The organism is Agrobacterium sp. CMT1, from assembly GCF_037203725.1.
Classification (GTDB): Bacteria; Pseudomonadota; Alphaproteobacteria; order Rhizobiales; family Rhizobiaceae; genus Agrobacterium; species Agrobacterium pusense.
In genome coordinates this window covers 34,684-60,762 of sequence record NZ_JBBCAR010000017.1, presented here as the reverse complement: position 1 = coordinate 60,762, position 26,079 = coordinate 34,684, and the positions used below count along the sequence as shown (strand labels likewise).

20 protein-coding genes are annotated in these 26,079 nt (G+C 60.5%); 12 read left to right on the top strand and 8 right to left on the bottom strand.

Going from position 1 to position 26,079, the window contains the following annotated elements; all coding sequences use genetic code 11:
- Window positions 1–75: 75 nt before the first annotated feature.
- Window positions 76–6,441, bottom strand: a complete 6,366-nt coding sequence (locus tag WA845_RS19685) for a hypothetical protein (protein WP_337322541.1) — start codon at window positions 6,439–6,441, stop codon at window positions 76–78.
- 477 nt (window positions 6,442–6,918) lie between these two features.
- Between WA845_RS19685 and WA845_RS19680 the strand changes: the two genes are divergently transcribed.
- Entirely contained in the window at window positions 6,919–7,287 is a 369-nt protein-coding gene (locus tag WA845_RS19680) for an Hpt domain-containing protein (protein WP_112554909.1), read from the top strand.
- Between the two features lie 131 nt (window positions 7,288–7,418).
- Window positions 7,419–7,739: a 2Fe-2S iron-sulfur cluster-binding protein gene (locus WA845_RS19675; RefSeq protein WP_006697584.1), complete on the top strand. Its 321-nt coding sequence runs from the start codon at window positions 7,419–7,421 to the stop codon at window positions 7,737–7,739.
- A gap of 302 nt (window positions 7,740–8,041) precedes the next feature.
- Here WA845_RS19675 and WA845_RS19670 read toward each other — a convergent pair whose 3' ends face one another.
- Window positions 8,042–8,668 carry a DUF922 domain-containing Zn-dependent protease gene (locus WA845_RS19670; RefSeq protein WP_004441483.1) on the bottom strand — a complete coding sequence of 209 codons (627 nt, stop codon included), beginning with the start codon at window positions 8,666–8,668 and terminating at the stop codon, window positions 8,042–8,044.
- Between the two features lie 178 nt (window positions 8,669–8,846).
- Between WA845_RS19670 and folP the strand changes: the two genes are divergently transcribed.
- The 3 genes from folP (at window position 8,847) to folK (ending at window position 10,596) form a co-directional block, all read left to right on the top strand.
- Window positions 8,847–9,632, top strand: a complete 786-nt coding sequence (gene folP / locus WA845_RS19665) for a dihydropteroate synthase (RefSeq protein WP_084317306.1) — start codon at window positions 8,847–8,849, stop codon at window positions 9,630–9,632.
- A 78-nt stretch (window positions 9,633–9,710) separates the two neighbouring features.
- Window positions 9,711–10,076, top strand: a complete 366-nt coding sequence (gene folB / locus WA845_RS19660) for a dihydroneopterin aldolase (RefSeq protein ID WP_003502532.1) — start codon at window positions 9,711–9,713, stop codon at window positions 10,074–10,076.
- 4 nt (window positions 10,077–10,080) lie between these two features.
- Window positions 10,081–10,596, top strand: coding sequence for a 2-amino-4-hydroxy-6-hydroxymethyldihydropteridine diphosphokinase (folK, locus tag WA845_RS19655; protein WP_184285448.1), 516 nt, complete (start codon window positions 10,081–10,083; stop codon window positions 10,594–10,596).
- Between the two features lie 13 nt (window positions 10,597–10,609).
- On the opposite strand, the gene WA845_RS19650 is transcribed toward folK, so the two are convergent.
- From WA845_RS19650 to WA845_RS19635, 4 genes are all read right to left on the bottom strand, one after another.
- Window positions 10,610–11,170 carry a hypothetical protein gene (locus WA845_RS19650; RefSeq protein ID WP_004441493.1) on the bottom strand — a complete coding sequence of 187 codons (561 nt, stop codon included), beginning with the start codon at window positions 11,168–11,170 and terminating at the stop codon, window positions 10,610–10,612.
- A gap of 129 nt (window positions 11,171–11,299) precedes the next feature.
- On the bottom strand, window positions 11,300–12,379 hold the full coding sequence (locus WA845_RS19645) for a YcjF family protein (RefSeq protein WP_004441496.1): 1,080 nt from the start codon (window positions 12,377–12,379) through the stop codon (window positions 11,300–11,302).
- Window positions 12,376–13,854 (bottom strand): YcjX family protein, encoded by a 1,479-nt coding sequence (locus tag WA845_RS19640; RefSeq protein WP_072494328.1) that lies wholly within the window; start codon window positions 13,852–13,854, stop codon window positions 12,376–12,378. Before WA845_RS19640 ends, WA845_RS19645 begins: the two co-directional genes overlap by 4 nt.
- A gap of 127 nt (window positions 13,855–13,981) precedes the next feature.
- On the bottom strand, window positions 13,982–14,458 hold the full coding sequence (locus WA845_RS19635) for a SixA phosphatase family protein (RefSeq protein WP_337322562.1): 477 nt from the start codon (window positions 14,456–14,458) through the stop codon (window positions 13,982–13,984).
- Window positions 14,459–14,760: 302 nt separating this feature from the next.
- Here WA845_RS19635 and dksA point away from each other — a divergent pair, with 302 nt between their 5' ends.
- On the top strand, window positions 14,761–15,180 hold the full coding sequence (gene dksA / locus WA845_RS19630; protein WP_004441503.1) for an RNA polymerase-binding protein DksA: 420 nt from the start codon (window positions 14,761–14,763) through the stop codon (window positions 15,178–15,180).
- 104 nt (window positions 15,181–15,284) lie between these two features.
- Here dksA and WA845_RS19625 read toward each other — a convergent pair whose 3' ends face one another.
- Window positions 15,285–16,532: a flagellar biosynthetic protein FliO gene (locus WA845_RS19625; RefSeq protein WP_337322540.1), complete on the bottom strand. Its 1,248-nt coding sequence runs from the start codon at window positions 16,530–16,532 to the stop codon at window positions 15,285–15,287.
- Between the two features lie 659 nt (window positions 16,533–17,191).
- Between WA845_RS19625 and cckA the strand changes: the two genes are divergently transcribed.
- From cckA to WA845_RS19595, 6 genes are all read left to right on the top strand, one after another.
- Entirely contained in the window at window positions 17,192–19,780 is a 2,589-nt protein-coding gene (gene cckA / locus WA845_RS19620) for a cell cycle histidine kinase CckA (protein ID WP_112555124.1), read from the top strand.
- 284 nt (window positions 19,781–20,064) lie between these two features.
- Window positions 20,065–20,421 carry an ATP-dependent Clp protease adapter ClpS gene (gene clpS / locus WA845_RS19615; RefSeq protein WP_003502541.1) on the top strand — a complete coding sequence of 119 codons (357 nt, stop codon included), beginning with the start codon at window positions 20,065–20,067 and terminating at the stop codon, window positions 20,419–20,421.
- A gap of 10 nt (window positions 20,422–20,431) precedes the next feature.
- Window positions 20,432–22,939, top strand: coding sequence for an ATP-dependent Clp protease ATP-binding subunit ClpA (gene clpA, locus WA845_RS19610; RefSeq protein WP_004441518.1), 2,508 nt, complete (start codon window positions 20,432–20,434; stop codon window positions 22,937–22,939).
- Between the two features lie 165 nt (window positions 22,940–23,104).
- Entirely contained in the window at window positions 23,105–23,863 is a 759-nt protein-coding gene (locus WA845_RS19605) for an AzlC family ABC transporter permease (RefSeq protein ID WP_004441519.1), read from the top strand.
- Window positions 23,860–24,204, top strand: a complete 345-nt coding sequence (locus tag WA845_RS19600; protein ID WP_162719197.1) for an AzlD domain-containing protein — start codon at window positions 23,860–23,862, stop codon at window positions 24,202–24,204. Before WA845_RS19605 ends, WA845_RS19600 begins: the two co-directional genes overlap by 4 nt.
- A 55-nt stretch (window positions 24,205–24,259) precedes the next feature.
- Window positions 24,260–25,210 carry a phosphatase PAP2 family protein gene (locus tag WA845_RS19595; protein ID WP_112554902.1) on the top strand — a complete coding sequence of 317 codons (951 nt, stop codon included), beginning with the start codon at window positions 24,260–24,262 and terminating at the stop codon, window positions 25,208–25,210.
- On the opposite strand, the gene WA845_RS19590 is transcribed toward WA845_RS19595, so the two are convergent.
- Entirely contained in the window at window positions 25,194–26,072 is an 879-nt protein-coding gene (locus WA845_RS19590; RefSeq protein ID WP_112554900.1) for a LysR family transcriptional regulator, read from the bottom strand. The genes WA845_RS19595 and WA845_RS19590 overlap by 17 nt on opposite strands.
- Window positions 26,073–26,079 lie beyond the last annotated feature (7 nt).

The window sequence follows — 26,079 nt, the reverse complement described above, 5'->3', positions numbered from 1 at the left end:
GATGGCGAAGCAACTGGCTCGCACAAAAGAAAAACCCCGGTCTTCACCGGGGTTTTTCTTTCAGTGTCGTTCAGATCAATTAAACCGACCCGCCGCATGGGCAAGCATCGTATAGACCTTGCCGGTATCTGAGGTGAGGTAGGATTGCGTCACGGTCCGGTCGCGGTCGGTCCGGGCCACATCGGCAAGCAGCTTCTCGAAATCGTTGATATAGCGGTCAACGGCGGTGCGGAACTCCGCTTCACGCTCATATTTGCGCTTGATCTCGTCGAAGGTCGTCTGGCCTTTCAGCGTGTAGAGACGACGGGTAAAGACGTCGCGTTCGCCACGCTGGTAACGGCGCCACAGTTCCACCGACGCATCGTGATCGATGGCGCGGGCGATGTCGACGGAGAGCGAGTTCAGCGATTCCACCATGTGACGGGGATTACGGGTGTCGGCTGCGCGGGTCGGCTGTTGCTCGGTGCTGGCGCGCGGTGCGGAGGCTGCGGGCGTCTCCTGGGAGGCGCCGCGCAGCAGATCGCTGATCCAGCCGCCGCCTTCTTCGCGACGTCCCGCCTGGCTTGGTGCGACCGGCTGCGCCGGAGCGGGTGCCTGACGATTCTCGACTTGCCGGTTTTCGACCTGGCGATTTTCGAGCGGCAACGTGCCGCGCAGGGCAGGTGCTGGCTGCTGCTGCGCCGGGCGCTGCTGTTGAACCGGCGCCGGGGCTGCGGGCTGCGGGCGCGGCTCTACGCGGCGCTCGACGGCCGGCTGGGTTGCGGCGATGGCGCGGGCAACCGGCTCGGACACTTCCATCTGCTGCGTCGAGCGGCCGACGAGCTGGGAAATATCCTGCAGCGCCTTGATCTGCTCGGATACGGCGCGGCGCATTGCGGCCGCACTTTCCTTGGCTTCTTCCGGCAGGTCGAAGGCACCACGCTTCAGTTCGGCGCGGGTCGCGTCAAGTTCGCGGCGGATATCGTGGCTTGAGCGACGGATTTCATCGGTCGCGCCGGCGAAGCGGCTCACCGCTTCCTCGACAGCCTGGCGCAGCGTTTCCTTGAGGTTGGCTGCGGCCGCATTGGATTTTTCGGAAGCACTGCCGAGAAGGTTGTCGACTTCCGAGAGAGAGGATTCGACACCGCCGCGCAGGCGGTTGACCAGCTCGTCGGAGTATTTCTGCGCGTCGGAGAGCGTGCTCTCGATCGAGCGGCTGGCATCCTGACCGGCGGCGAGCAGGGCGCCCCGCATGGTCTGTGCCGCCGAACGGGCGCGCTGCTCGGTTTCATCAAGCGAGCGGCCGATATCGGAGAAGGAAGCCTGCAGATTTTCACGCAGGTTGCCGGCGACGTTTTGCGAACGCTCTTCAGCCTCGTTAAGTGTGGTTTCCACCACACCAATGACATTGCGCATGGCGCTTTCGATTTCCTCGGAACGCTTGACGAGGCCGACAGAGAGGCTGCGCAACGCATCCTGGCGTTCTTCCAGCGTGCCGACGAGGCTCGACTGGGCGGCATTCAGCAGCTCGGACGCCTGGCTCAGCACCTTCGAATGTTCTTCGAAGCGGCTGACGATGCCAGCGACCTGCGCCAGCGTCTGGCCGGAAATATTCGACAGACGGTCGATCTTTCCTTCCAGCAGACGGCTGGAACTGGACACCATGTCGGCGGCCTGCGACGCGGACTCCGAGAAACGGGCTGCAGACGCATTCAGCGCTTCATCCGCTGCACCGAAGCCCTGAGCGGCGCGCTCAACGGCCGAATTGAAGTTGGTTGCCGACTGTTCGACGATTTCGGCCATGCTGTTATGGGTCTGCGACAGCATATCCGTGCTCTGACGAGTGGCGGCAACCAGCTTGTTGGCTGCTTCGCTTCCGGCGCGGGCATATTTGTCGATACCCTGTTCGACGGCGTCCGCCATTGCAGTATGGGTTTCCGACAACATGTCGGTGCTCTGGCGGGTGGCTGCGACCAGCTTGCTTGCCGCATCCGTTCCGGCGGCGGCATAATCGCTGATTGCCTGCTCCACCATGCCGACCATGCCGCTATTGCTCTGCGACAGAAGCTCGGCGCTCTGCTGGGCGGCGGAAACGATCTTTTCGGCGGCTTCGCGGCCGATGGTGGCATATTCGTCGACGACAGGCTTTGCCTTTTCCTCGATAAGACGCGACAGCTCCGCGGAGCGGCTGGCCAGCATCGAGTTGAGTTCGCGGGTGCGGTTGTCCAGTGCCGAACGGATCGATTCGCCGCGCGCGTCGAGGGCGGATTCAACACCCGTCAAAGTCTCGGAAATGACACCAACCTGTGAGCGGACAACGGCTTCAGCCTCGGCAACCTTGTTGACGATGATGTTGCCCGCCTCCGAGAAGGTCTGCGCCACGGCGGCAGCCTGGCCGGAGAGGCGCGTCTGTGCATCCGAAATACGATTGACGATTTCACCCGAGCGTTCCTCGATGGCCTTGGTAAAGGCCTCGTTCTGTGCCTGCACCTGTTCGGCGAACTCCGCGCCGGACTTCGCGAGCAGGGCGGAGGAACGGGCAGCTTCGTCGCCGATGCTTTGCGTGGCAGAGGTAACCGCCCCACGCAGGCTGACAGCAAGATCGGTGGCCTTGCCTTCGATGGTGCGATTGACGTTTTCGAGACCGATCGTCAGTGCGCGGTCCATCGTGCCGAGGCGCTCATCGATGCGGGCCGTGCCGGTATCGAAGGTTTCGGCCAGGCGGCTGGTGCGGCTTTCGAAGGTGTCGGCAACGCGGGTCGTCTGCTCGTCCAAGATGCCGGTGATCCGCTCGGCGGCCTCATCGCTGGTGCGCGCAAAGACGGCTGTCTTGTCTTCCAGCGCCTCGGCGAAGCGGCGGCCGGCATCCTCGATCGACGTGTTCACATTGGCGAGATCGCCGCCGACGCGTGCCTGAAGCGTATCGAGAGAGGTCTCGATGCGGGTGCCGGTTTCGTCGAGACGGGTGGTGACGTTGCCGATAGAGGTCTCGATTTTCGAGGATAGGGCGTCCGTCGCGCCGCCGATTTCGCGTGCGGCTTCGCCGATCTTGACGGCGATATCGCCGGCGCTGTTGCGAAGACGCTCTTCCAGCGTTGCCGCACTACCGTCAATCGCCTTCTGCAGCGTTTCCTGCTGGGTTTCGAGCGACAGTTCAAGCATGCTGGCGCTGGAGGCGACAGTGGTGCCGATCATCATCGCCTGCTCGGAGAGCATGTCGCCCATCTGGGTCGTGGCGGAGCTGAGCGTGGCTGCAATTTCTGCCTGACGCTGCTCAAGCGTGCTGCGGATGTCCTCGTGCGATTGCGAAAGATTGCTTTCGAGGCGCGAGACGCCTTCTTCCACGGTCTGCGCAAACCGGGTGCTGCCGTCCTCAACGACGCTTTCAATGCGGTTGGCCGCGCCCGAAACGCTCTGCTCGATCAGACCGCTGTTGCGTTCCAGCGATCCGGCAATACGCTCGGCCTGCGAGCCGAGCATGGTTTCGAGCCGCTCATGGCCGCTGGCAAGCGCATTTTCAAGCGTGAAAGCAGTGGCTTCCAGGCGTTGGCCGACGCCGGCCGCCGCAAGCGAAAGCGATGACGCCCTGGCGTCCATGGCTTCGGCGATCCGTTCTTCGACACCCGAAATGGTCATGTCGAGCGCCATGGTGCGGCTGTCGAGCGCATCGGCGATGCGTTCTTCCGCACCCGATACGATACCGGAAAGAGCCGCCGTGCGGGTGTCCAGCGCGCTGGCAATGCGGTCTTCCACGCCGGAAACGGCGCTGTGCAGGGCGGCGGTGCGGCCGTCGAGAATATCCGCGATCTTTTCCTCCACGCCCGAGAAGCTCATGTCGAGCGCCATCGTGCGGCTGTCGAGGACGTCGGTGATGCGCTCTTCCGCGCCGGAGACGACTGACTTCAGCGAATCCGTGCGGCTGTCGAGCGCGCCGGCGATGCGGGTTTCGGCGCTGGCCACCAACTCGCCGAGAACTGCGGTGCGTGAATCGAGCGTTTCGGTGATTTTTTCCTCGACTCCGGAGAAGGCCATATCCAGCGCCATCGCGCGGCTGTCGAGTGCATCCGTGATGCGTTCTTCCGCACCCGAAACCACGGCGTTGAGGGCTGCGGTGCGGCCGTCCAGCGTTTCTGCAATCCGGGTTTCGGCGCCCGCCACCACATCGCCGAGCGCGGCTGTACGGCTGTCCAGCGCGCCGGCAATTTTCTCTTCGGCGCTCGCCACGATGCCGGTGAGGGCGGAGGTGCGGTTGTCGAGCGTCTCGGAAAGCCGTTCCTCCACATTAGCGAAGGTCATGTCGAGAGACAGCGTGCGGCTGTCCATGGTGTCGGCGATACGTTCCTCGACGCCGGAAATGGTGCTGGAAAGCGCAGCCGTGCGGCCATCAAGCGTTTCGGCGATACGGCTCTCGGCTCCGGAGACGACGTCGTGCAGGGCAGCCGTGCGGCTTTCCAGCGTGTCGGAGATGCGGTCCTCGATGCCGGAGACTGCGCCGGTAATGGCTGCGGCCCGCGTTTCGAGCGTTTCGGCAAGGCGACGTTCCACGTCGGCGACGACGTTGTTGATCGCAGCTGCACGTTCGTCGAGCATGGCAGCGAGGCGTTCTGCCGTGCCGGAGACGGAGCCGGTAATAGCCATGGAACGGCTGGCGAGCGCTTCGTCGAAACGGTTCTGGCTGGCCGAAAGCGCGCCGAACAGGGCGTTGCTGCGTTCCGACAGTACGGCGTCGATCTTCTCGTGCGAATTGGCGAAGACGTCTGTGATTTCGGCGGTGCGCTGGCCGATCGCGTCGCTGAAGGCCTGAGTCCGGGCCTCAAGCGCGCTTTCCAGCATTTCCTGACCCGTGCCGAGCGCGGTGGCGAGCGCCAGCGACTGATCGGTCATGGTGGTGCCGATGCGTTCCAGACCGGCGCTCAACATGGTGTCTAGCGCTTCAGAACCGCCCGCCACGGTTTCGTTGATCCGGGCAAGGCTTTCCATCAGCTTGCTATCGAGGCTGCCGGCGCGCTGGTCGAAGGCGCTGGCGAATTGCGCCACGTGTTCATCGAAGGCCGAGTTGACCTGACCCACCGTCGCCTGCATCCGTTCCTCATAGAGGCCGGAGCGGAGATCGAGATCCATGATGGCGTCGTCGGCCGTGCTCTGCAGGCTCTGGCGGAAGGAGAGGCCTTTTTCCTCGAGCGTCGTGGAGAGCTTGTCGAGCACGGTATCCAGCGAACCGCCGATGATCTGCTGGCCGCGTTCGATATTGCGGTTGAGCTCGAGCGTGCGGCTGGAAAGCGTCTCGTTGAGCTGGCGGGTGCGTTCCTCAAGCGCGCTGTTGAGGCTTTCCACGCCGCTGTCGAGCGTCGAGGCATGGATCGCGAAACGCTCGAGCAGCACTTCACCGCGTTCGTCCAGCGTCGAGGTGAGATTATGCAGCCGCATGTCGAATTCGTTGGAAATCGTCGTGCCGGAGGAGTTCAGCGCCTGAAGCAGGTTCTCGGTCTTGGCAGCGATCAGGCTGCCCATCGCTTCCGTCGAAGCGCGCGATTTTTCCAGGAGAGCCGCCGAACGTGTGTCGATCATCGACGCAAAGGCCTCGCCGGTCGTGGCGATCCGCATCGAAAGCTCTTCGCCGACGATGGAGAGTTCTTCCTTGATCTGTTCCTGCGCGCCGACGATGGAGGAGCGGATGCGCTCGGCATGGTTGACGATTGCGTCGCGTTCGGCGGTCAGTTCCTGCACGAGGCTGCGCACGCGCAGCTCATTGTCCGCATAGCTGCGCTCAAGCGCATTGACTTCGGAATGGACGAGGGTTTCGAGTTCGGTCGCACGCGCAATGGTGCGCTCGATACCGTCATTCATGGCCGAGACTTCACGGCGAACCGCCTGGCCAACGGACATGATGCGGTCAGAGGCAACGGTTTCGGGTTCGGCAAGCCGAAGCGCGACTTCCGCCATGGAGCGGGCGGCGTTGCGCAGATCGCGGGCACGCGCCATCATGATGGCGAAGGCGAAGAATAACATTACCGGCAACAGAATGCCGACGACGATCGCCATCAGGCCGGGGATCGCGGCAAGGTCGGAAAGCGAACCGATATTCCAGAGCGCATTGCCGTAAAGAAGATGCGCGATGCCAAGGCCGCCGAGCGCCCATATGACCGACATGATCGTGGCGTTGCGAAGCGCGCCGCCGATGGACCCGCCTTCCAGCGATTTGAGGATCATGGCCGGGCTGCGCTTGGACCCGTCATTGGCCGCTTCGAGATTGGGCGATTTCGGCGCCGGTTCGACAGGCGTGCGCGCGACTTCGGGAGCAGGGGTCGGTCTGCTGGCTTCCTTCACTCTGGCCTCCGGCTGCTTCGGCGCTGCAGTCTTCCGCGTCTCCGGCTTTTCTTCGAAAGCGCCAAGCTGCAGGGCATCTTCCAATGCCTGGAAAGCAGTCTCGTCGACAGAGTCGCTGATCTTGTTATTCGCCATGCGGTTACGCCTCGTTACACATACGCCCGGCTTCATGCCGTTGGACCGCCTGCCTATGCAGGCGGACTGCCGCCATCATGCCAGCGGAACATATCCCTCCATGAGAGAACAATCCCGCCACTTACCAAATCCCGAATGCTGGTGATCCAGCTTTCGGGCGAAATTACAACACTGTGCCGCAATAACAAAGCTTGTGCTTAGGCCTCGCAGCAACAGCAGTACCGTAGTGACACATTTAGGTGTTCGAAACAATTAATGCGGATTTGCGGTGGTGGCGAAGTGTTGGCTTTTTAACAGTTTTTAAACCTGAGTTTCACGCTGAACGCCTTGTTTCGCATAAGTTTAACATAAATTAACCATAGCAGAAGATTTTCAGCCGCGTCACGCCGTAATTTAAGCCGATAGCACGGGTTAGGATGCCTGAATACGACACAGATGTGACACGAAACAGGAAACGGCAAGACAGGAATTTGAGACATGGCAGCAGTCAGTATCGCTTTCGAAGCGCCCGATAATTGCGGCGGCGCGCCGGTCACTGGAAAAAAGCCTATCGATTTCGATCATCTGGCCCGTCAGACGATGGGCGACAAGGATCTTGAGATCGAGGTGCTGCAACTGTTCAGCCGCAATGCGCGCGCCGCGCTGCACGAAATGGCGGGCGCCGGCGACACGGGCATGAAGGCGACAGCGCACCGTTTGAAGGGCGCAGCACAGGCTGTCGGCGCCTTTGATGTTTCTGTGGCTGCCGCCGCCGTGGAGGCTGGTGGCAATGAAAGCGTCGCGATTGCAAAGCTTGCGGCCGCCATTGTCGAGGCGGAAAATTTCATCCTGAAACTTTGCCGCTGAGGCGTAATTCATCAAAATTGCGGTTTCGCAAGGCCGGTTGAGGCCCTGGGCGCCCTCCAAGCGGGTTGCCAAGGCGAACCGGCCTTTCTATGTGTTTAGAACAGTTCTTAGATCACATTCTGGATTTCGGCATGACAAAACTGACAATCGTTGCCTTTGACGGCACGCCCCATGAACTCGACGTAAGCAACGGTTCCACCGTGATGGAGAATGCCGTGCGCAACTCCATCCCCGGCATCGACGCGGAATGTGGCGGTGCCTGCGCCTGCGCTACCTGTCATGTCTATGTCGACGACGCCTGGTCGGAGCGCGTTGGCGGGCCGGAGCCGATGGAAGAAGACATGCTGGATTTCGCTTTCGACGTGCGGCCGACTTCGCGTCTTTCCTGTCAGATCAAGATGAGCGACGACCTTGACGGTCTCGTCGTTCACGTTCCTGAGCGCCAGGGCTGAGACGAAACGGCTTTGCGGCAGAAAAAGCCCCGCTCACCAAGGTAGCGGGGAGCGGGGCGAGGCGGGTACGCAGCATGCAGGCGAGGGAGGAAACACCTGCGAGCCCTCAAGTGCGCACCGGGAGAACCGGAGGCGGCTGCGACCATCAAAGCTTTTGAGACAGTATGGTCCGAAACCGTACGTAGAACGTACAATGAGTCTCACCGGACGCACCATCACCAGAAGTCACGGGTGAGATCGGACATCACGTTACGTCATGTCGGCCAATCATTCAGCTTTGTCGGAAGAAGGGCGCGGATCTCTCAGCGGCGGCTCTGTCCCTGTTCAAGCCGGTTTTTCAGGAGCCGTGTCATGCGGGCATCGAAATTTCGCGATTCCACCACGTCGAACCGCATCTGGTCCCTGTCGTGCTCGTCCATCACCGTCTGGGTGATCTTGCCAACCATTTCCTGCAGCGTTTCACAGTTTTTCTGAGGGCGAAGCGCGGTCAACTGCCGTTCGAGCGAACGGGCGTGAGTGCGGGCGATTTCGGCGTGCCGTTCCTCGTGGCGCTTGATATCGGCAAGCAGCGTATCCCAGATGAAGGCCAGTTCCGCAGTGGTGCGGCGGCGGTTTTTCCATTGCGGCAGGAGAATACGGGTGTTGAGCACCACTTTGGCGGTTCCGACGCTGCAAAGGCCGTTTTTCTCGACATAGGTGAGTTCGCCGCCGAATTTGATTTCGGTCGCGCCCGGATGGCGCGCGCCGGTATTGCGGGTCAGCGGGCCGTGCCTGGAAAGCTGCTGGTCGAGGTCGGCGGCGGTTTTGCCGCTGATCGAAAAATAGGAATAGGTCTTGCGGACGATGGTTTCGGAAAAAGCCGGTCCGGGGATGGAAAGTGCGACTGCGACCGCCAAAGCGGCGCAAAGAGCACGTGATGATTTGGTCATGACCCGGCCTTCCGGTTGAACTTGAAAAACGTTTGCTGCATAGGCGGAGCGGAACTTATAAGAATTGGCATAACACTCCGTTATTCCGAAAGGCACGTGTTACGTGATAACAGCCGGCAGCAACGCGTGGCAAGCGGCCCATGGCCGCTCCCTGAAACTTGATGGGCGTGGCCGTATTATGGCCATCGTCAACGCAACGCCCGATTCCTTTTCGGATGGCGGCCGTTATCTCGCCGTCGATGCGGCTTTTTCCCACGCGCTGACCTGCGTGGAAGAAGGAGCCGACATCATCGATATCGGCGGCGAGTCCACCAGGCCCGGGGCTGCCGCGGTAACGGAAGCCGAGGAGCAGGATCGGGTGCTGCCCGTCATCGAGAAATTGCGCCGCGAGACGGATGTATTGATTTCCGTCGATACCTACCGCGCTTCGACGGCTCGGCTCGCCATCGCGGCAGGGGCGCATATCGTCAATGACGTTTTCGGTTTGCAGAAAGACGCCGAAATGGCGGGCGTGGTCGCCGCCACCCGCGCGGGCGTCTGCATCATGCATACCGGCCGCGACCGGCAGAAGCTCGCCGATGTCATCGCCGACCAGTTCGAATTCCTCAATCATTCGCTCGAGATCGCCGAGGACGCGGGTGTTGCCCGCGATGCCGTCGTGCTGGATCCCGGTTTTGGTTTTGCCAAGGACGAACGGGAAAACGTTGAGTTGATGGCCCGTTTCAGCGAGCTTGCCGCCTTTGGCCTGCCGGTTCTTGCCGGCACGTCGCGCAAGCGTTTTATCGGGTCGCTGACGGGCCGGGATGCGGCCGATGAACGCGATATCGGAACGGCTGCGACGACGGCGATCCTGAGGCTTGCCGGCGCTTCGATTTTTCGTGTGCACAATGTCGCCGCGACGCGTGATGCATTGGCAATCGCCGATGCGGTTCTTGCCAAAGCGTCGGCAAAGGCCGATGCCTAGATCAATGAGTGCCGGAATGTCATGTCCCGAGGAGGGTGCGGCTTTCCGGCGAAACAGTCCTGCCATGGAGGCGATGCGATGAGCCGCTATACCATCATCCTGAAAAACTGTTCCTTCTTTGCCCGTCATGGTCTTCTTGAACAGGAAGAGGTGTTGGGGCAGCGCTTTTTCGTCGACGCCGAGATGGAGGTCGAGGCGGGCGACGCGCTGGAAACCGACGATATTGAGAACACCGTCGATTATGGCGTGGCTTTCGCGGTCATCGAAAAGATCGTCGTCGGCCAGCGCCGGTATCTCATAGAGGCGCTTGCGAACGACATCGCCAAGGCGCTGCGTGCCCGTTATCCGCAAATCGTCTGGCTGCGCATCACGGTGCGCAAGCCCTCGGCGCCGGTTCCCGGTATTCTGGATTATGCACAGGTGAGCGTTGAACACCGAGCCTGAAACGATGACCGTCGCTGCCCTGGGTCTCGGCGGCAATATCGGCGATGCGGCCGCCGCCATGGCCAGGGCACTGCGCGAACTCGATGCGCATGGCGATTGCCGCCTGATGGCCGTCTCCAACCTTTACCGCACACCTCCATGGGGCAAGACGGATCAGGCCGATTTTTTCAATTGCTGCGCTTTGGTCGAGACCGCGCTTTCGGCGCCCGCGCTGCTGGAACTGTGCCTCAATATCGAAAAAGGCATGAAACGGGTGCGGACGGAACGCTGGGGCCCGCGCACCATCGATATCGATGTGCTGACCTTCGGGAACCAGTCTATCGTCACGGAAAGCATTGAAGTGCCGCATCCGCGCATGACGGAGCGCGCTTTCGTGCTGATGCCGCTTGCTGATATAGCGCCTGATCTCCAGGTCAGGGGAAAGTCCGTCCGGGAATGGCTTCAGCAGGCGGACAAGAGCGGCATTGTCAGCGCAAACGAAAAGCGGGAGTGGTGGACACTCCCGCCTGGCAATGGCTGAAAAACTGTAGTCTTTACGGCTTGATCGAGCCGACAGCCAGCTGGTCGATATCGCGCGCCAGCGTGACGCCGATGACCGGTATCATCTGATCGGCGACCTTCACCGAGATGGTGATGTTCATCGAATTGTCGTTGGAGACGCGGGCAACCATTGCACCGTTGAGTTTGGCGCGGTTGATGCCGACGACGACCTTGTCGCCGCTGACCTGTCCGGAGGTGATGTCCAGACCCTTGCCGGCCGCGCCATCAAGGAACCTGCCTTCGTAGCTGTTGCCCTTCTGGCTGATGACGGCGGACATGGGCTGGCTGAAGACGCCGACGCGGCAGGTGCCGCCGAGCTTTATGCCGGTCTGCTTGTCGTCAAGCGGTTCGCCCGTCAGGTCGCAGGTGAATTTCGTGCCCTTGTATTTGCCGGCGACGATTTCGCCCGGACCCTTCCAGACGCCGGCAACGGAGCGGAAAAACACGTCGTCGCGATCGCGTGATGCGGCATGCACGTCAGACATGCCGAAACCGCCGCTGACGGACAATATGGCGGCAAGTCCGCCCACAAGCGAAAAGAAGCGCGAATACATGATACTTTCCCCGGCGAAGAAGCCTGTTCGATAGGCTGCAATCTACCGGCGGAATGGTTAATGCTTGGTTTATTTCACTCTCATTTGCGGCGTCATCCGTAACCTTTTGAACCGCTCAAAGCCGAGCAATCAGGCTTTCTCGCCGCTTTTTCCACTGCTTAAATCGGGCGTGAGGTCGGACATGAAATCGCCGATTCCCGGCCGTTTCACAGCCCTGAACGGCAGCGGGCGGCAAAGATCCATTGCGGCAATGCCGATTCGCGCCGTCATCAGGCCGTTGATGACGCCTTCGCCGAGACGTGCGGAGAGTTTCGAAGCAAGGCCGTGTCCGAGAACCTGTTGAGCGAGCCCGTCACCGACGGCGATCGAGCCCGTGACGGCGAGATGGGCGACGACATCGCGCAGGAGTTTCAGCATGCCGAGCGTGCCGGGACGGCCGCCGTAAAGCTCTGCCATGGCGCGCACCAGCCGCGTCACTTCGAACAGCACATAAGCGAGATCGACGACGGCGCGTGGGCTGACGGCGGTGACAACCGAGACCCGTTTCGAGGAATTGAGAATCAGCGCCCGCGCCTGTCGGTCGAGCGGCACCAGCAGTTCACGTTCGGCAAGCTCGATCAGATGCGGGCCGTCGATGACGTCACTTTCCGTTTCCTTCAGCGCCGCGCGCCCCTTGGCCGTTTCCGCCCGATGGGAAAGGACGGCATTCAGGCGGGTGACGATGGCGCGGGCGGGTTTCGGGCTCTTGTCGAGGCTTGCCGTCTCGGCATCCGCCTTGAGAGATTGTACGGCATTCAGCCGCATGATGCCGAAGACTTCGCGGCCAACGAGGGCGAGAACCGCAAAAAGCGCCACGATGAGGGCGATCGTTGCCGTGTAGCCCAGCCAGTCGGAGCGGGAAAACAGATTGCGGATGAGCTGATCCGCCCAGAGCCCGAAGGCAAGCGAGAACAGGACACCCAAGGCACCAAGCGCCAGCTTGCCGAAGGAGAAGCGGCTTTTCTTCGGTATCGCCACGGGCAGAGCGGCAGCGTCTATGTCCTCAGGTGCCAGAAACGGATCGTCTTCATCTGGCGTCAAAGATATCTCCGCATCGAAACTGCGCGGCGCTCGCTTCTGCGTGGCGGACGGTCGTGCAGTCTCTTCCGTCTCGAGCGTGAAAGCGGCGGGGCGGCGCGTCTGCGGATCGTTTTGTGTGGGAGCTTTCATGCGAGCTTGTCTCCGAACAGGAACTGCATGGCGCGGTCGAGCCTGATATGTGGAACGGAAAGCCGAATGCCGCCGCTGCCCGGCTCGTCAATGTTGGGCGGTCGAAAACGCACGACATTGACATCAGGTAGTGTCGCCTTGTCGCCATCCCGGTCTATGCTGCGGAACAATGGCTCCGGATCGTCAGGCAGGTCGCCCGGAAAGATCGCTGTCTTGCGATTGCCGTCAAATGTCTCGCCATTGATGGTTTCGCCGGCCATCGGCGTGCCCACGATGACGGGCAGTTCGTGGCCATCCTGTCGAACACTTGCCTCTCTCGTGGCGCGAACCGAAGCCAGCGCCATGACTTCGATACCGGCGCCATTCATGCCGATGGTGGTGATGGCGCGGTCGACCAGACGCCGGGTCAGGCGCTCCAGCCGGTCATGGCTTTCGTGATGCAGATGATCGGCCTTCGTGGCCGCAATCAGCACCTTGTCGATGCGACGGCCGATCAGCGACGACAGCAGGCTGTTGGTGCCGGGGCGGAAACAGGCGAGAACATCGCCCAGCGCCCGCTCCAGATCCTGAACGGCTTCCGGACCGCGATTGACGGCCTGCAGCGTGTCGATCAGGACGATCTGCCGGTCGAGGCGGGCGAAATGCTCGCGGAAGAAGGGTTTGACGACAATCGACTTGTAGGCGTCGTAGCGCCGCTCCATCATGGCGCGCAGGGAGCCTTTGGGCGCTTTTTCGTCCGTCAGGCCGGGAAGCGGCGCAAAGGTCAGCGCGGGCGACCCTTCCAGATCGCCGGGCATCAGGAAGCGGCCGGGCGGCAGGGTGGACAGCGATCTCTCGTCGGACTTGCAAGCCTTGAGATAGGCCGCGAAGCTTTCAGCCAAGCGTCGGGCCGTCATTTCATCGGCGGGCGCGTTGATATCGAGCGAAGAGGCGATGGCCAGCCATTCCTGTGCCAGCTCGGCGCGGACCCCGCTTCCGGCCAGCGAGACTGTGGTGTCGCTGAATTGCCTGTAATCCTGCGACAGAAGCGGCAGGTCGAGCAGCCATTCGCCGGGGTAATCGACGATATCGATGGAGAGCTTGCCGGCCGAGAACCAGCGACCCCAGCCGCTGGCGCTCTGGTAATCCAGCGTGATCCTGAGTTCCGAGATCGCCCGCGTCGAATCCGGCCAAAGCCGGTCGCGCACCAGTGCCTGGATGTGATCTTCATATTGGAAACGGGGAATGGCGTCGTCCGGCTGCGGCTCCAGTCGCACGTTAGAAACGCGTCCGGAGCGCATGGCCTCAAACAGCGGCAGCCGCCCGCCGTTGAGAAGATTGTGGACCAGCGAAGAGATGAAAACCGTCTTGCCCGCCCGCGAAAGGCCGGTGACACCAAGCCGCAATGTGGGGTGAGTGAGGTTACTCGCGCGGTCGGCCAGATTATCGAACGCAATGAGCGCACTGTCTGTCAGGGACGTAAGAGAAGGCGGCAATGGCAATTTCCCGGCTGCGTTAAACGGTCACGGCTGCAATATAGGAAGATACGGTTGCCCAAAAAAGAAGCGCGCCATCGGATTTTCAGCGCGCCTTCTTTCGACAATTCATGGCACGCCGAAGCGATTATTTGCCCGGTGCGAGGAAATCGACCAGCCGCCAGCGGTCTCTGCCGTTGGCAGCACCGCCGTCGTGATCCAGAACCGCGAGGCCCGTTGTCGGAAAGCCCGAGGGCAGGGCTGCATGCAGCAGGTCCTCGCCTATCATTGCTTCCAGCGTTGCCTCCATGGTGGGGTTATGGCCCACCAGCATCACTGACTGCGCCTCCGTCTGAGCGGCGACAAGGGAGAGATAGGTTTCGCTGCGCGCATTATACATTTCATCGACATAGAAGATGTCTATGCCTTCATTGAAGGCCCTTTGCCAGGCCTCCGTTGTCTGCCGGCAGCGAACGGCCGTGGAAGACAGGAGGACTTCGGGCCGGTAGCGACGGTCGGCGGCGAGGTCGGCAATGATCTCCGCCTCGGCAAAGCCGGCCTCGTTCAATCCCCGGTCGAAATCCCGTTCTCCCGGCGCCGCCCAGGCGGCCTTGGCGTGGCGCAGAAGATAAACTCGGCTCGGGGAAGATGCTGTCAAGGGCGGGGACCGGCGTTCGAATGTCAGGGCACGGGCGGAATGCTACAGGATTGGGTTGCAGGACCGCAAGTCCTCTTTCCTGTTGGTAAGTCGCATTGAAGTGATTGAAGAAGAGATCGCTTCAATACGAATAAAGAATAAAAATTAGTCATTTAGATGATTTTTGTGTCAGTTTTAAAAATGCCCGAAAACTGATCTGTAGACTTGAACCGGCCACTATCATTGGAGTATACACCGCCGCATTGAGATGTTCTTCGAGGAGAATCGCGTTGAGTGAGAAGATCGATCTTAGCAAATATGTGCTCTCGGAAGACGATGAGTTCATGAATGCCAGCCAGCGCGCCTACTTTCGCGCGAAGCTCATAGCCTGGAAAAACGATATCCTGAGAGAAGCGCGCGAGACGCTCGGACATCTCGCCGAAGAAAGCGCCAACCACCCCGATCTTGCGGATCGGGCCTCTTCCGAAACAGACCGGGCGATCGAGCTTCGCGCCCGCGACCGTCAGCGCAAGCTGATATCGAAGATCGATGCAGCCCTTCAGCGGATCGAAGACGGCACTTACGGTTATTGCGAGGAAACAGGCGAGCCCATCGGCCTCAAGCGTCTGGACGCGCGCCCGATTGCGACCCTCTCCATCGAAGCGCAGGAGCGCCACGAGCGTCGCGAAAAAGTCTACCGCGACGAATAAGGCTAAGCCGCGTCAGACCGGTGACACTATAAAAGAACAAGGGCACGGAAACGCTTCCGTGCCCTTTTTTATGCAATAGACCTCGGCCGGGTAAATTCGTCTCTTCAGCGGTCGCGGGTCACCGAAAGCTCACCGAAGATGCGTGCCATCTCCTTCTGGACGTCACCATCCGGCGATGCGCCGGTGACTGGTGGCGTGGCCGGCTGCGGTTTTGCCTGCTTTTCCGCTACGGGGAGAGCGTCCGGGTCACTATCGGCTTCCTTGCTTTTGGCGATCTCGGCTTCGAGGAAGCTCTCGAAATCGCTGGCCAGCTCGTCTGAAAATTTCGGCTCGGTGTCATTGGCGGCGACGGCCGGATTCTCAGGCTTGGGTGGGAACGGGACAGACGGTGCGCTCGCCGCCGGGCTCATACCGGGAAGAACCCGCTCCCGCGCAGCGTCGAGAAAATCGGCTGCGATGGATTGATTGATCACCGGCTCGCGCGCAGCAAAAACGGGCGGCGCAACGTCCGCAGGCCCGCCCTCTGCCGTCTTTGTCTCTATAGGTCCCTGGGCCGGGATCGGCGGCGCAACCGGTGCGGGGGCGGGTGCCGAGGGTTCGGCCCGCTTAAACTCCGGCCGCTCCGGGGCGATGGGGAGTGACGCGGCGGCGACGGGCAGAACGGTCGCGCCGGCGGCGGCTACGGTCACCGGTATTGGCGGCGGGGCAGGACGGGCCGCCTCCCGCTCGGAAGATGCAGGTCTTGCCGGCGCGGCGGATTCACGCGCCGTCGGAGGCGGGGACGCAGGCGGCGGTGGCGTTGCCGGGCGCGGCGACGGTGGTGCTGCCGCTGCTGTCGGCGCGGGACGTTGGGCTTGAGCGGGCGGTTCCGGCCGTTGTGGCTGCTTCACCGGCTCCTCCGCTATCGAAGCGGGCGCAGGGGCTTGAGACGGTTGCTGCTGCGGCAGCACGGCGCGGCGTTCCGGTGAGATGGAAGGCTCGGTCCTTTTCGGCTCGCTTTCCTGACGCGGGAGCGCCTTGAGTTCCGGCTCCTGCACATCCCTGACGATCGGGATCGCGCCTATGCCGCTCTCGATGACGATATCGGTTGGGCCGCCGATCATGACCAGATGCTCGACATTGTCGCGCCGCACCAGCACGAGCCGACGACGCGCATCGACGGCTGTGGCGTCAAGCACCTGCAAACGTGGCTGCCGGTTGCGGCCGCCGCGGATAAAGGGCGCCGAACCGCTTCGTCTGCGCAGGATCCACAGAGCAATCGCCAGAACGAGGAGGGCCACACCCACGCCGACGACGGCGACGATGAGACGGTTTCCATAGGTGCCGATAAAATCTTCCATCATGGAGATCATCCCTTCAGATTTTTGGCCTTTTAATTTCTTGGGCAATTAATATTGCCGTGGTTCTTATAATGTGAACATCAAGCACGAAAAGACGATTTTTTTAGGCGCAACACAAGGTTTATTCATTTCAGCAAGGGCATCGCCTTATCGATGGCAACGGCGCCACCAAAGCGCCACATCTCGTCCTTCAATGCTGGGCGAGAGCGAAAGTTGCAATTCTTCCAATAGAAGGGAGCGCTTGCCATGTTTCGATCCCGTCTCGTCGGACCCGTACTGAGGCGCTGCACTGCCGCCCTGTTGATTTCCTGTTCGGCAGCGGCGGATGATAAGGCGCCAGGCAAGGTTTTCACGATGGATGAGTTCGTTCGGGACAACCCATCGTGTGTGGACTTTACCGATGGATGTTCGGTCTGCACCGTCAGTGACGGCAGGATTGAGTGCTCCGCGCCGCGGATCCAATGCCAGGTGAGGGAACTCACCTGCACGCGCCATTAGTCTTTTGAGGCTGATATGCGGCTTTGAAGCCGTTTTCGCTGTGCGTTTTAAGCCTTTGTGTCGCTGCGGAGCTTTTTGAGGGTCGAGCGAGTTGCTACAAGAAATTCTGCTGCCCGATTCCGTCCGGAGTGCGGGACTGTTTGAATGACGACCTGCACGACTGCGAGGCCAAGATGACACGGGTGCGCGAGACAAGCGACAACGACCTTCCGCTGGTGGACAGGCGTGCCCGTTCCGGCACGGTGTTGCGCATTCTGCTGCTGGCGCTGGTGCTGATCGCCGCTGCCGCCGCCTTTGTCTATTTCAAGGATTCTCTCGAAAACGAAATCGTGCTCGGCATTCTTGGTGTGCTGGCCATGATGGGCATTTTCTTTCTGGTGTCGTCGATCATCGGTTTCATTGAGGTGATGCCGCAATCGCAATCGGATGGGCTTGCACGCCGGTTTCTCTCTGCCCACCCCGATGGTACGCTGATAACAGATGCCAAGGGGCATATGGTTTATGCCAACGCCACCTATTGCAGGATGAGCGGCACCACCAAGGCGAGCGATATCCAGAGTCTTGAAACATTGCTGTCGCGCAGCCGGGAAGCGACGGAGGCTCTTTACCGTCTCATCAACATGCTGCGCGAAGGCCGCGACGGCTACGAAGAATTTCGCCTGCTGAAACCGCTGGGCGAGGATTCCAATGCGGGGCCACACTGGTACAGGCTGAAGGGCAGGGTGCTGAAGGATTCGGGCGGCGAGGGGCTGCATGTCTTCCAGATTGCCGATATCACGCCAGAGCGCGAAGATCAGGAGCGCTTTTTCCGCGAATTGCAGAATGCCATCGATTACCTCGACCACGCGCCGGCCGGTTTCTTTTCCGCCGGTCGCAAGGGTGAGATCGTTTATCTGAACGCCACTCTGTCGGAATGGCTCGGCATCGATCTCGCACAGTTTTCGCCAGGCTCGATGACGGTCTCGGACATCGTCGCCGGCGAGGGCATGGCGCTGATCGAATCCGTCCAGCCCCAGGGTTCAGCAAAGCGCACCGAAATCCTCGATCTCGACATGCGCCGGGTGAATGGCCAGAGCATGCCGGCCCGCCTCGTCCACCAGGTCACGGCAAAGGACGGCGCGCCGGGTGAGAGCCGTACCATCGTCCTGATGCGGCCCAAGGGGCAGGAGGATACCGAATCTTCCTCCGCCATGCGCTTCACGCGCTTTTTCAACAATACGCCGATGGCGATTGCCTCGCTTGACGGCGATGGACGCATCCTGCGCATCAATGCGCCTTTCCTCAAGCTGTTCTCCGGCGTTGTCGGGCGCGACGATATTGATCGCGGCGTGGCACTCGAGACAGTCCTTCACGACAATGAAAAGCCGCGACTTGAACAGGCGCTCGCCGAGGCCAAGGACCGTCAGGGCGATATCGCGCCCTTCGATTCCCGCCATCCGAGCGACGAGACGAGGCATTTCCGTTTCTACATCAATGCCGTCATCGACCAGGACGACGAGGCGCCGGAAGAGGTGGCAATCGTCTATGCGATAGAGGTGACCGAGCAGAAGGCGCTCGAAACCCAGATGGCGCAGACGCAGAAGATGAACGCGGTGGGCACGCTCGCAGGCGGCATCGCCCACGATTTCAACAACGTGTTGACCGCCATCCTGCTGTCGTCCGACCATCTGCTCTTGCAGGCGCGTCCGGCCGATCCGAGCTTCGCCGATCTGATGGAGATCAAGCGAAACGCCAACCGCGCCGCCGTACTGGTGCGCCAGCTTCTGGCATTCTCGCGCAAGCAGACGATGCGCCCGGCAATCCTCAACCTGACGGATGTGATCGGCGATCTGCGCATGCTGGTGGACAGGCTGATTTCCGGCACCAATGTCAAGCTGGAGGTCGATTATGGCCGGGACCTGTGGCCGGTGAAAACAGACCTGTCGCAGTTCGAGCAGGTGCTCATCAATCTCTGCGTCAATGCACGCGACGCCATGCCCGATGGCGGCAAGATCACCATCAGGACACGCAACGTCGACGCAGAAGAGATCGCCGCGCTCGGCCGTCCCGAATTCCCGGCCGAAGACATGGTGATGGTGGAAGTTGCCGATAACGGCACGGGCATCCCGCCGGAGATCATGGACAAGATTTTCGAACCGTTCTTCACCACCAAGGAAGTGGGCAAGGGCACGGGCCTCGGGCTGTCGATGGTCTACGGCATCGTCAAACAGTCCGGCGGCTATATTTATCCCGAATCGGAAGTGGGCAGGGGAACGGCCTTCCGCATCTACCTTCCGCGCCACGTGGTGGAGGCGGTTCCCGGCACTGGACAGCAGCCAGGCGAGGCGGCGCTTGCTCCGGTCGCCGCGGCCGAGCCGGTGAAGGAGGAGCCGCTGGACCTGACAGGCAAATCCGCCGTCGTGCTGCTGGTGGAAGACGAAGAGGCGGTGCGGCGTGGCGGCAAGCGCATGCTGGAAACGCGCGGCTACACCGTGCACGAGGCAGGCTCCGGCACAGAGGCGCTGGAGGTGATGGAGGAACTGGAAGGCAAAGTGGATATCGTCGTTTCCGACGTCGTGATGCCTGAGATGGACGGCCCGTCGCTGCTGAGAGAGCTGCGCAAGTCCTATCCAGACCTGAAATTCATCTTCGTTTCAGGTTATGCCGAGGATGCCTTCGCGAAAAACCTGCCGGCTGATGCCAAGTTCGGTTTCCTGCCCAAACCCTTCTCGTTGAAGCAGCTTGCCATCGCCGTGCGCGAAATGCTCGACGACAAGGAGTGAGACCGGCGCCGTCGAACCGAATTCGGCAGAGCGGCCGCCTGTCGCAGCCGTCCGCATTTGGCGCGAAGGCGCGCCCATGCGGGCGAGGTATGTCTTCTCGGACTTCGGTTACCTCTCATATCCCGCACTTTTCGCGAGGTTTGCCTCTTCGCAAACGCAATAGTGATTGCACCGTCGCGCAAGGGGCTTAAAATCGCTTCTTAACGACCTAAATATGGAGAGGCGAAGTTCTCCCTCCTGGCAATCAGCTGTCGGTTTGAGAACAGTTTGGAGAATGATGAAAGATGATCGCTAAGCCGATCTACATGCAGGGCGAGGGCGAAGGGGAAGACGGGGGCGGTACCAACCGTGGAACGTCTGTTATCACCCGCGTTAAGCCGAAGACGAAAAGACCGAATTTGTACCGTGTTCTTTTACTGAATGACGACTACACTCCCATGGAATTCGTCATTCACATTCTGGAACGGTTTTTCCAGAAAGATCGTGAAGCGGCAACCCGCATCATGCTGCACGTGCACCAGCACGGCGTAGGCGAATGCGGGGTGTTTACATATGAGGTCGCAGAGACGAAAGTAAGCCAGGTCATGGATTTCGCCCGACAGCACCAGCATCCGCTGCAGTGCGTCATGGAAAAGAAATGAGGATCGCAACGTGCCAACTTTTTCCCCGAGTCTCGAGAAGGCGCTGCACCAGGCACTGACCTTTGCAAATGAGCGTCACCACGAATATGCGACGCTCGAACATCTCCTTCTGGCGCTGATCGACGACGCGGATGCCGCAGCCGTCATGGGCGCCTGCAACGTCGATCTCGATGCCCTTCGCAAGACTGTCAGCGATTACGTCGACAATGAACTGACCAACCTCGTCACCGGTTACGACGAGGATTCCAAACCCACATCCGGCTTCCAGCGCGTCATTCAGCGCGCCGTGATCCATGTTCAGTCATCCGGCCGCGAGGAAGTGACCGGCGCAAACGTGCTTGTGGCGATTTTCGCCGAGCGCGAGAGCCATGCTGCCTATTTCCTGCAGGAACAGGAAATGACCCGTTACGATGCGGTCAACTACATCTCTCACGGTATCGGCAAGCGCCCCGGCACGTCCCAGACGCGCACGCCGCGTGGCGCTGACGAACCGGAAAGCGAAAACAAGCCGAACCGCAGCAATCCCGAGGAGGACGGATCGTCCGCCAAGAAGCAGCAGGATGCTTTGAAGGCCTATTGCGTCAACCTCAATGAAAAGGCGAAAAACGGTAAGATCGACCCGTTGATCGGCCGTCACGACGAGGTCAACCGCACCATCCAGATCCTCTGCCGCCGCTCCAAGAACAACCCGCTTTATGTGGGTGATCCGGGCGTCGGCAAGACGGCGATCGCTGAAGGGCTTGCCAAGCGGATCGTGGAAGGCAAGGTGCCGGAGGCGCTCGCCAATGACACGATCTTTTCGCTCGACATGGGCACGCTGCTGGCGGGCACCCGTTATCGCGGTGATTTCGAAGAGCGTCTGAAGCAGGTCGTCAAGGAACTCGAAGAGTACCCGGGCGCGGTCCTGTTCATCGATGAAATCCACACCGTCATCGGTGCGGGCGCGACCTCCGGCGGCGCGATGGATGCGTCTAACCTGCTGAAGCCTGCGCTGTCTTCTGGCGCGATACGCTGCATCGGTTCGACCACCTACAAGGAATATCGCCAGTTCTTCGAGAAGGATCGTGCGCTCGTGCGTCGTTTCCAGAAAATCGATGTCAATGAGCCGTCGATTGATGACGCCATCGCGATCATGAAGGGCCTGAAGCCGTATTTCGAGGATTACCATCACCTCAGATATTCCAATGAGGCGATCAAGGCTGCCGTTGAACTGTCGGCCCGCTATATCTCGGACCGCAAGTTGCCGGACAAGGCGATCGACGTGATTGACGAAACCGGTGCAGCGCAGATGCTGCTGCCCGTTTCCAAGCGTCGTAAGCTGATCACCGAACGGGAAATTGAGGCGACCATCGCGACGATGGCCCGTATTCCCGCGAAGACGGTTTCCAAGGATGACGAGATGGTTCTCGCCAACCTCGAAAAGGAACTGCGCTCCGTCGTTTATGGTCAGGACATCGCCATTGAGGCGCTTGCCACGGCCATCAAGCTGGCCCGTGCCGGTCTGCGCGAACCGAACAAGCCGATCGGCTCCTATGTCTTCTCCGGCCCGACAGGCGTGGGCAAGACGGAAGTGGCCAAGCAGCTTGCCGCCTCGCTCGGCGTCGAGATGCTGCGCTTCGATATGTCGGAGTACATGGAACGTCATACCGTGTCGCGCCTGCTTGGTGCGCCTCCCGGTTATGTCGGCTTCGACCAGGGCGGTCTTCTGACCGATGGCGTCGATCAGCATCCGCATTCCGTGGTGCTGCTGGACGAAATCGAAAAGGCGCATCCTGACATCTACAACATCCTGTTGCAGGTGATGGACCACGGCTCGCTGACCGACCATAACGGCAAGAAAATCGACTTCCGCAACGTCATCCTCATCATGACGACCAATGCGGGCGCTTCCGAAATGGCGAAATCCGCCATCGGTTTCGGTTCTTCGCGCCGCACTGGTGAAGATGAAGAGGCGATCAACCGCCTGTTCACGCCGGAGTTCCGCAACCGTCTAGATGCGATCATTCCGTTCTCGCCGCTCCCGACCGCCGTTATCCACAAGGTCGTGCAGAAGTTCGTCATGCAGCTGGAAACCCAGCTCTCCGAGCGCAACGTCACCTTCGATCTGCATGAAGATGCGATCTCCTGGCTGGCGGAGAAGGGTTACGACGAGAAGATGGGCGCCCGTCCTCTGTCTCGTGTGATCCAGGAGAACATCAAGAAGCCGCTCGCCAATGAAATTCTCTTTGGCAAGCTGAAAAAGGGCGGCGTCGTCAGTGTCACCGTCGGCAAGAAGGATGACGGTGCCGATGGCCTCATACTCGAGGTTCTGCCGGAGACCGCACCCGTCAAGCCGCAGCCGGAAGCCGAACTTAAGGCGGCGAAGTCCCCTGGCAAGGCAAAGGCGAAAACATCTTCCAAGGCTGCTAAAGCGAAGGAAGAGGCGGATGTCCTCGTCGCCGAAGCTGACAAGTCCGACGATGCCGAAAAGCCGCGGCGCAAGGCCAACGCCGTACCGAAGGTACCGAAGAAGAAGTGACCGCGGTCTTTGATCGATAAACAGATGCCGGGCGAAAGCCCGGCATTTTTATGCATGAAGCGTGCCGCTCTTTAATGGAATCGGCGGCAAGTCTTCATTTCTCCGTCTGTATGACGTTGCCGCGATGCCACGGCATTTCAGACGACATGCACGAGTGGGTTCGCAATGCAAAATGCCGATAGCGACACCATCCCATTGCGCGGCTGGTTTTTCAGGGGAATGCGGGGCATATTCTCGCTGCCGTCCCTTATTCTCATGACATCCTTCGTCGGTTTCAGCGCTTTTGCACTGGAATCGGGCGTAGCCCGCGGTGAAGCCGTGTTCATGACGCTGTTCATCTGGGCATTGCCCGCCAAGATGATCCTGATCGGCTCCATGGTCGGCGGCGCCAATCTTGCCGCCTGTTTTCTGGCGGTGACATTGTCATCGGTACGTATGATGCCGATGGTGGCCTCCATCGTTCCCGAAATGCGCGGCGCGAAGACGCCGACCTGGATTTTGCTGTTCCTTTCGCATTTCGTTGCGATTACGGCGTGGGTCTTTGCAACACAGAACCTTTCAAAGGTGCCACGGGAGGCCCGCGCCGCCTGGTTTGCCGGGTTTGGCATCACGCTCACCGTCGTCAATGCCATCATCGTTGGCTTGTGTTACGGTGTCGTCGCCGCGTTTCCGCCGCTGGTTGCTGGTGTCCTGTTCTTCCTGACGCCGGTTTATTTCATCGCGTCCATCTGGGCTTCGGCGCGCCACTCCGTCGTCAAGGTCGCCTTTGTCATCGGCGTCATCGCCGGTCCGGCCTTTGCGGTCCTCGCACCCGAATTCGACATCCTTTATGCCGGTATCGGTGGAGGCACGGTGGCTTATGCAATCGATCGCCTCATATTCCGCCGCAGGATGAAACCGGCCTCACCGGAGAGTGAACCATGATGAGCGACCATTGGTGGGCACCCTATCTCTTCATCGCAATCGCAGGCTGGCTGGCGACCGATCTCTGGCGCTGGCTCGGCGTTCTCGCCGGTAACCGGTTGAAAGAGGATTCCGAGGCGCTTTATTGGGTGAGGGCGGTTGCCACGTCACTCGTCATGGCGGTCACCGCCAAGCTGATCGTGTTTCCGACCGGAACGCTTGAGTCCTCGCCGATGTGGCTGCGTATCGGTGCGGCAGTACTCGGCTTTGTTGCCTTTCTGGCCGCCGGCCAACGCGTCATCGTCGGCGTCGCGGTGCCGATCGTGCTCCTGGCAGGCGGACTTTTCGCGCTGGGTTTCTAACCTAGTATTAAAACTCCCTGTTTAGACTGCGCGATCAAAACAGGGATCCAGCGCCATGCGATTATTTGCAGCGGAACGTTTCGTCGTTGGCTTTATCGCTTTATTATTTGTCGTTGATGCAGCCTTGATTGCAGCAAGGGGCATCAGCGTGGATTATGCCGGGTACTTCCTGTGTGTATTCGCGGGTGCCGGCGTCTTTCTTCTCGGTCAATTCTATCGCAGAAGCGGGCGCGATGACCGTATAGCTGCCGCCCTCATGTCGGGAGGGCTATTTATCCTCTTCACGCTCGCGGCCTCCATCTTCAACTATATGTTCCTGCCAATTGCGTTCCCGACGATCGATAATGCGCTCTTCGCTGTGGACGCGGCATTTGGCTATAGTTGGAAGGACATTGTCATCTGGGCGGCAACGCATCCGTGGATCGGGACAATCCTGTTCTTCGTTTATGCAACATCACTTCCCCAGCTTCTATTGATTGTCCTCACTCTGGGCTTTACGGGCAAGAACCGGCTGCTGCATCATTTCCTCGTCACCGGGGTGCTGGGCGCTTTTGCGAGCATCGTTTTCTGGATATTTTTCCCGACATTCGGACCATCTGCCTATATGGAGCTGCCCCAATGGGTCTCCCAGGCAATTCCTCTGGCGGTGGGCAATGAGTATGGGCAGGAACTGAACCGTCTTGCGACGCAGGGTGTTGACTACCTTTCCCCTAAGAGCGTCCTGGGACTTATCGGTTTTCCATCGTTCCACATCTTCATGGCGGCAATGTCTGTCTGGTTCGCACCAAGGCACTGGTGGGCGATGCTCGTCATACTGCCGCTTAACCTGTTGATGCTGCCGGCCGTCCTCGTGCAGGGCGGGCATCACCTCTCGGATGTTTTTGGCGGTCTCGTCGCTTTTGCCATCATCTGCGCCTTCTCGGGCCGGTTGCTCCAATGGTTGTCGGCAAAAGAGCGCATCGAAAGGACGGCCGAGGCGGCCGGTCAGGTCATGGTGGCGAAATAGTCGCCCCGGCTTCGCGTGCTTCTGCCAACAGCCAGTCCGCCAGAAGCCTCGCCGATGTACTCATTTCCGCCGTTTCCACCAGCCAGTAATATTTGTCCTTGTCGGCGGCGCGCTCGAAGAGAACGATCAGTTCGCCTTTCGCAATCTCGTCACGCAGAAGTGCTGTCGGACAGAGACCGACGCCCTGGCCGGCCTTCAGCGCTGTTACGAGAAGATTGAAATCCGCGAAAATCGGGCCGGTGCTATTCGGCGGGACCGTGCCGGCGGCGGCGAACCAGGCCCGCCAGGCCATTTCGCTATCGTCATGCAGCAATTCCGCCTGCAACAGGCTGGCAACCGCGCTGAACGGACCGAATTGGTCGGCGTAACCGGGAGCGCAGGTGGGGCGTGTCTCGGCGCTGAGAAGCGCCACGGCATTTGGCCCAGCAGACACGCCATGCTCTATGGTGAGATCGGCCGGCACGGCCTGCCTGGCGCCGAGATAGCTGATGGACACTTGAATATCGGGATGCATCGCCCGGAAACGCGGAAGCCGCGGCGTCAGAAAATGCGCAATGACTGAAGGCAGGCTGGCGAGGCGGACCGTGATGCGATCGCGACGGCCGCGTATGCGTTCTGCGCCGGAAGCGATCTGCCTGAGGCTTGAGGAAACCGTGCCCCCGAAATCCTTCCCGGCCGGCGTCAGCGTTACGCCCCTGGCATGCCGTTCGAAGAGTACAACACCAAGCCATGCCTCGAGATTGCGTATATGCTGGCTGACGGCGGTCGCCGTCATGCCGAGTTCAAGGGCGGCCAGGGCAAAACTGCCTTTCCTGGCGGCCGCCTCGAAGGCGCGGAGAGTGGTGAGCGGAGGCAACATCATGAGAAAC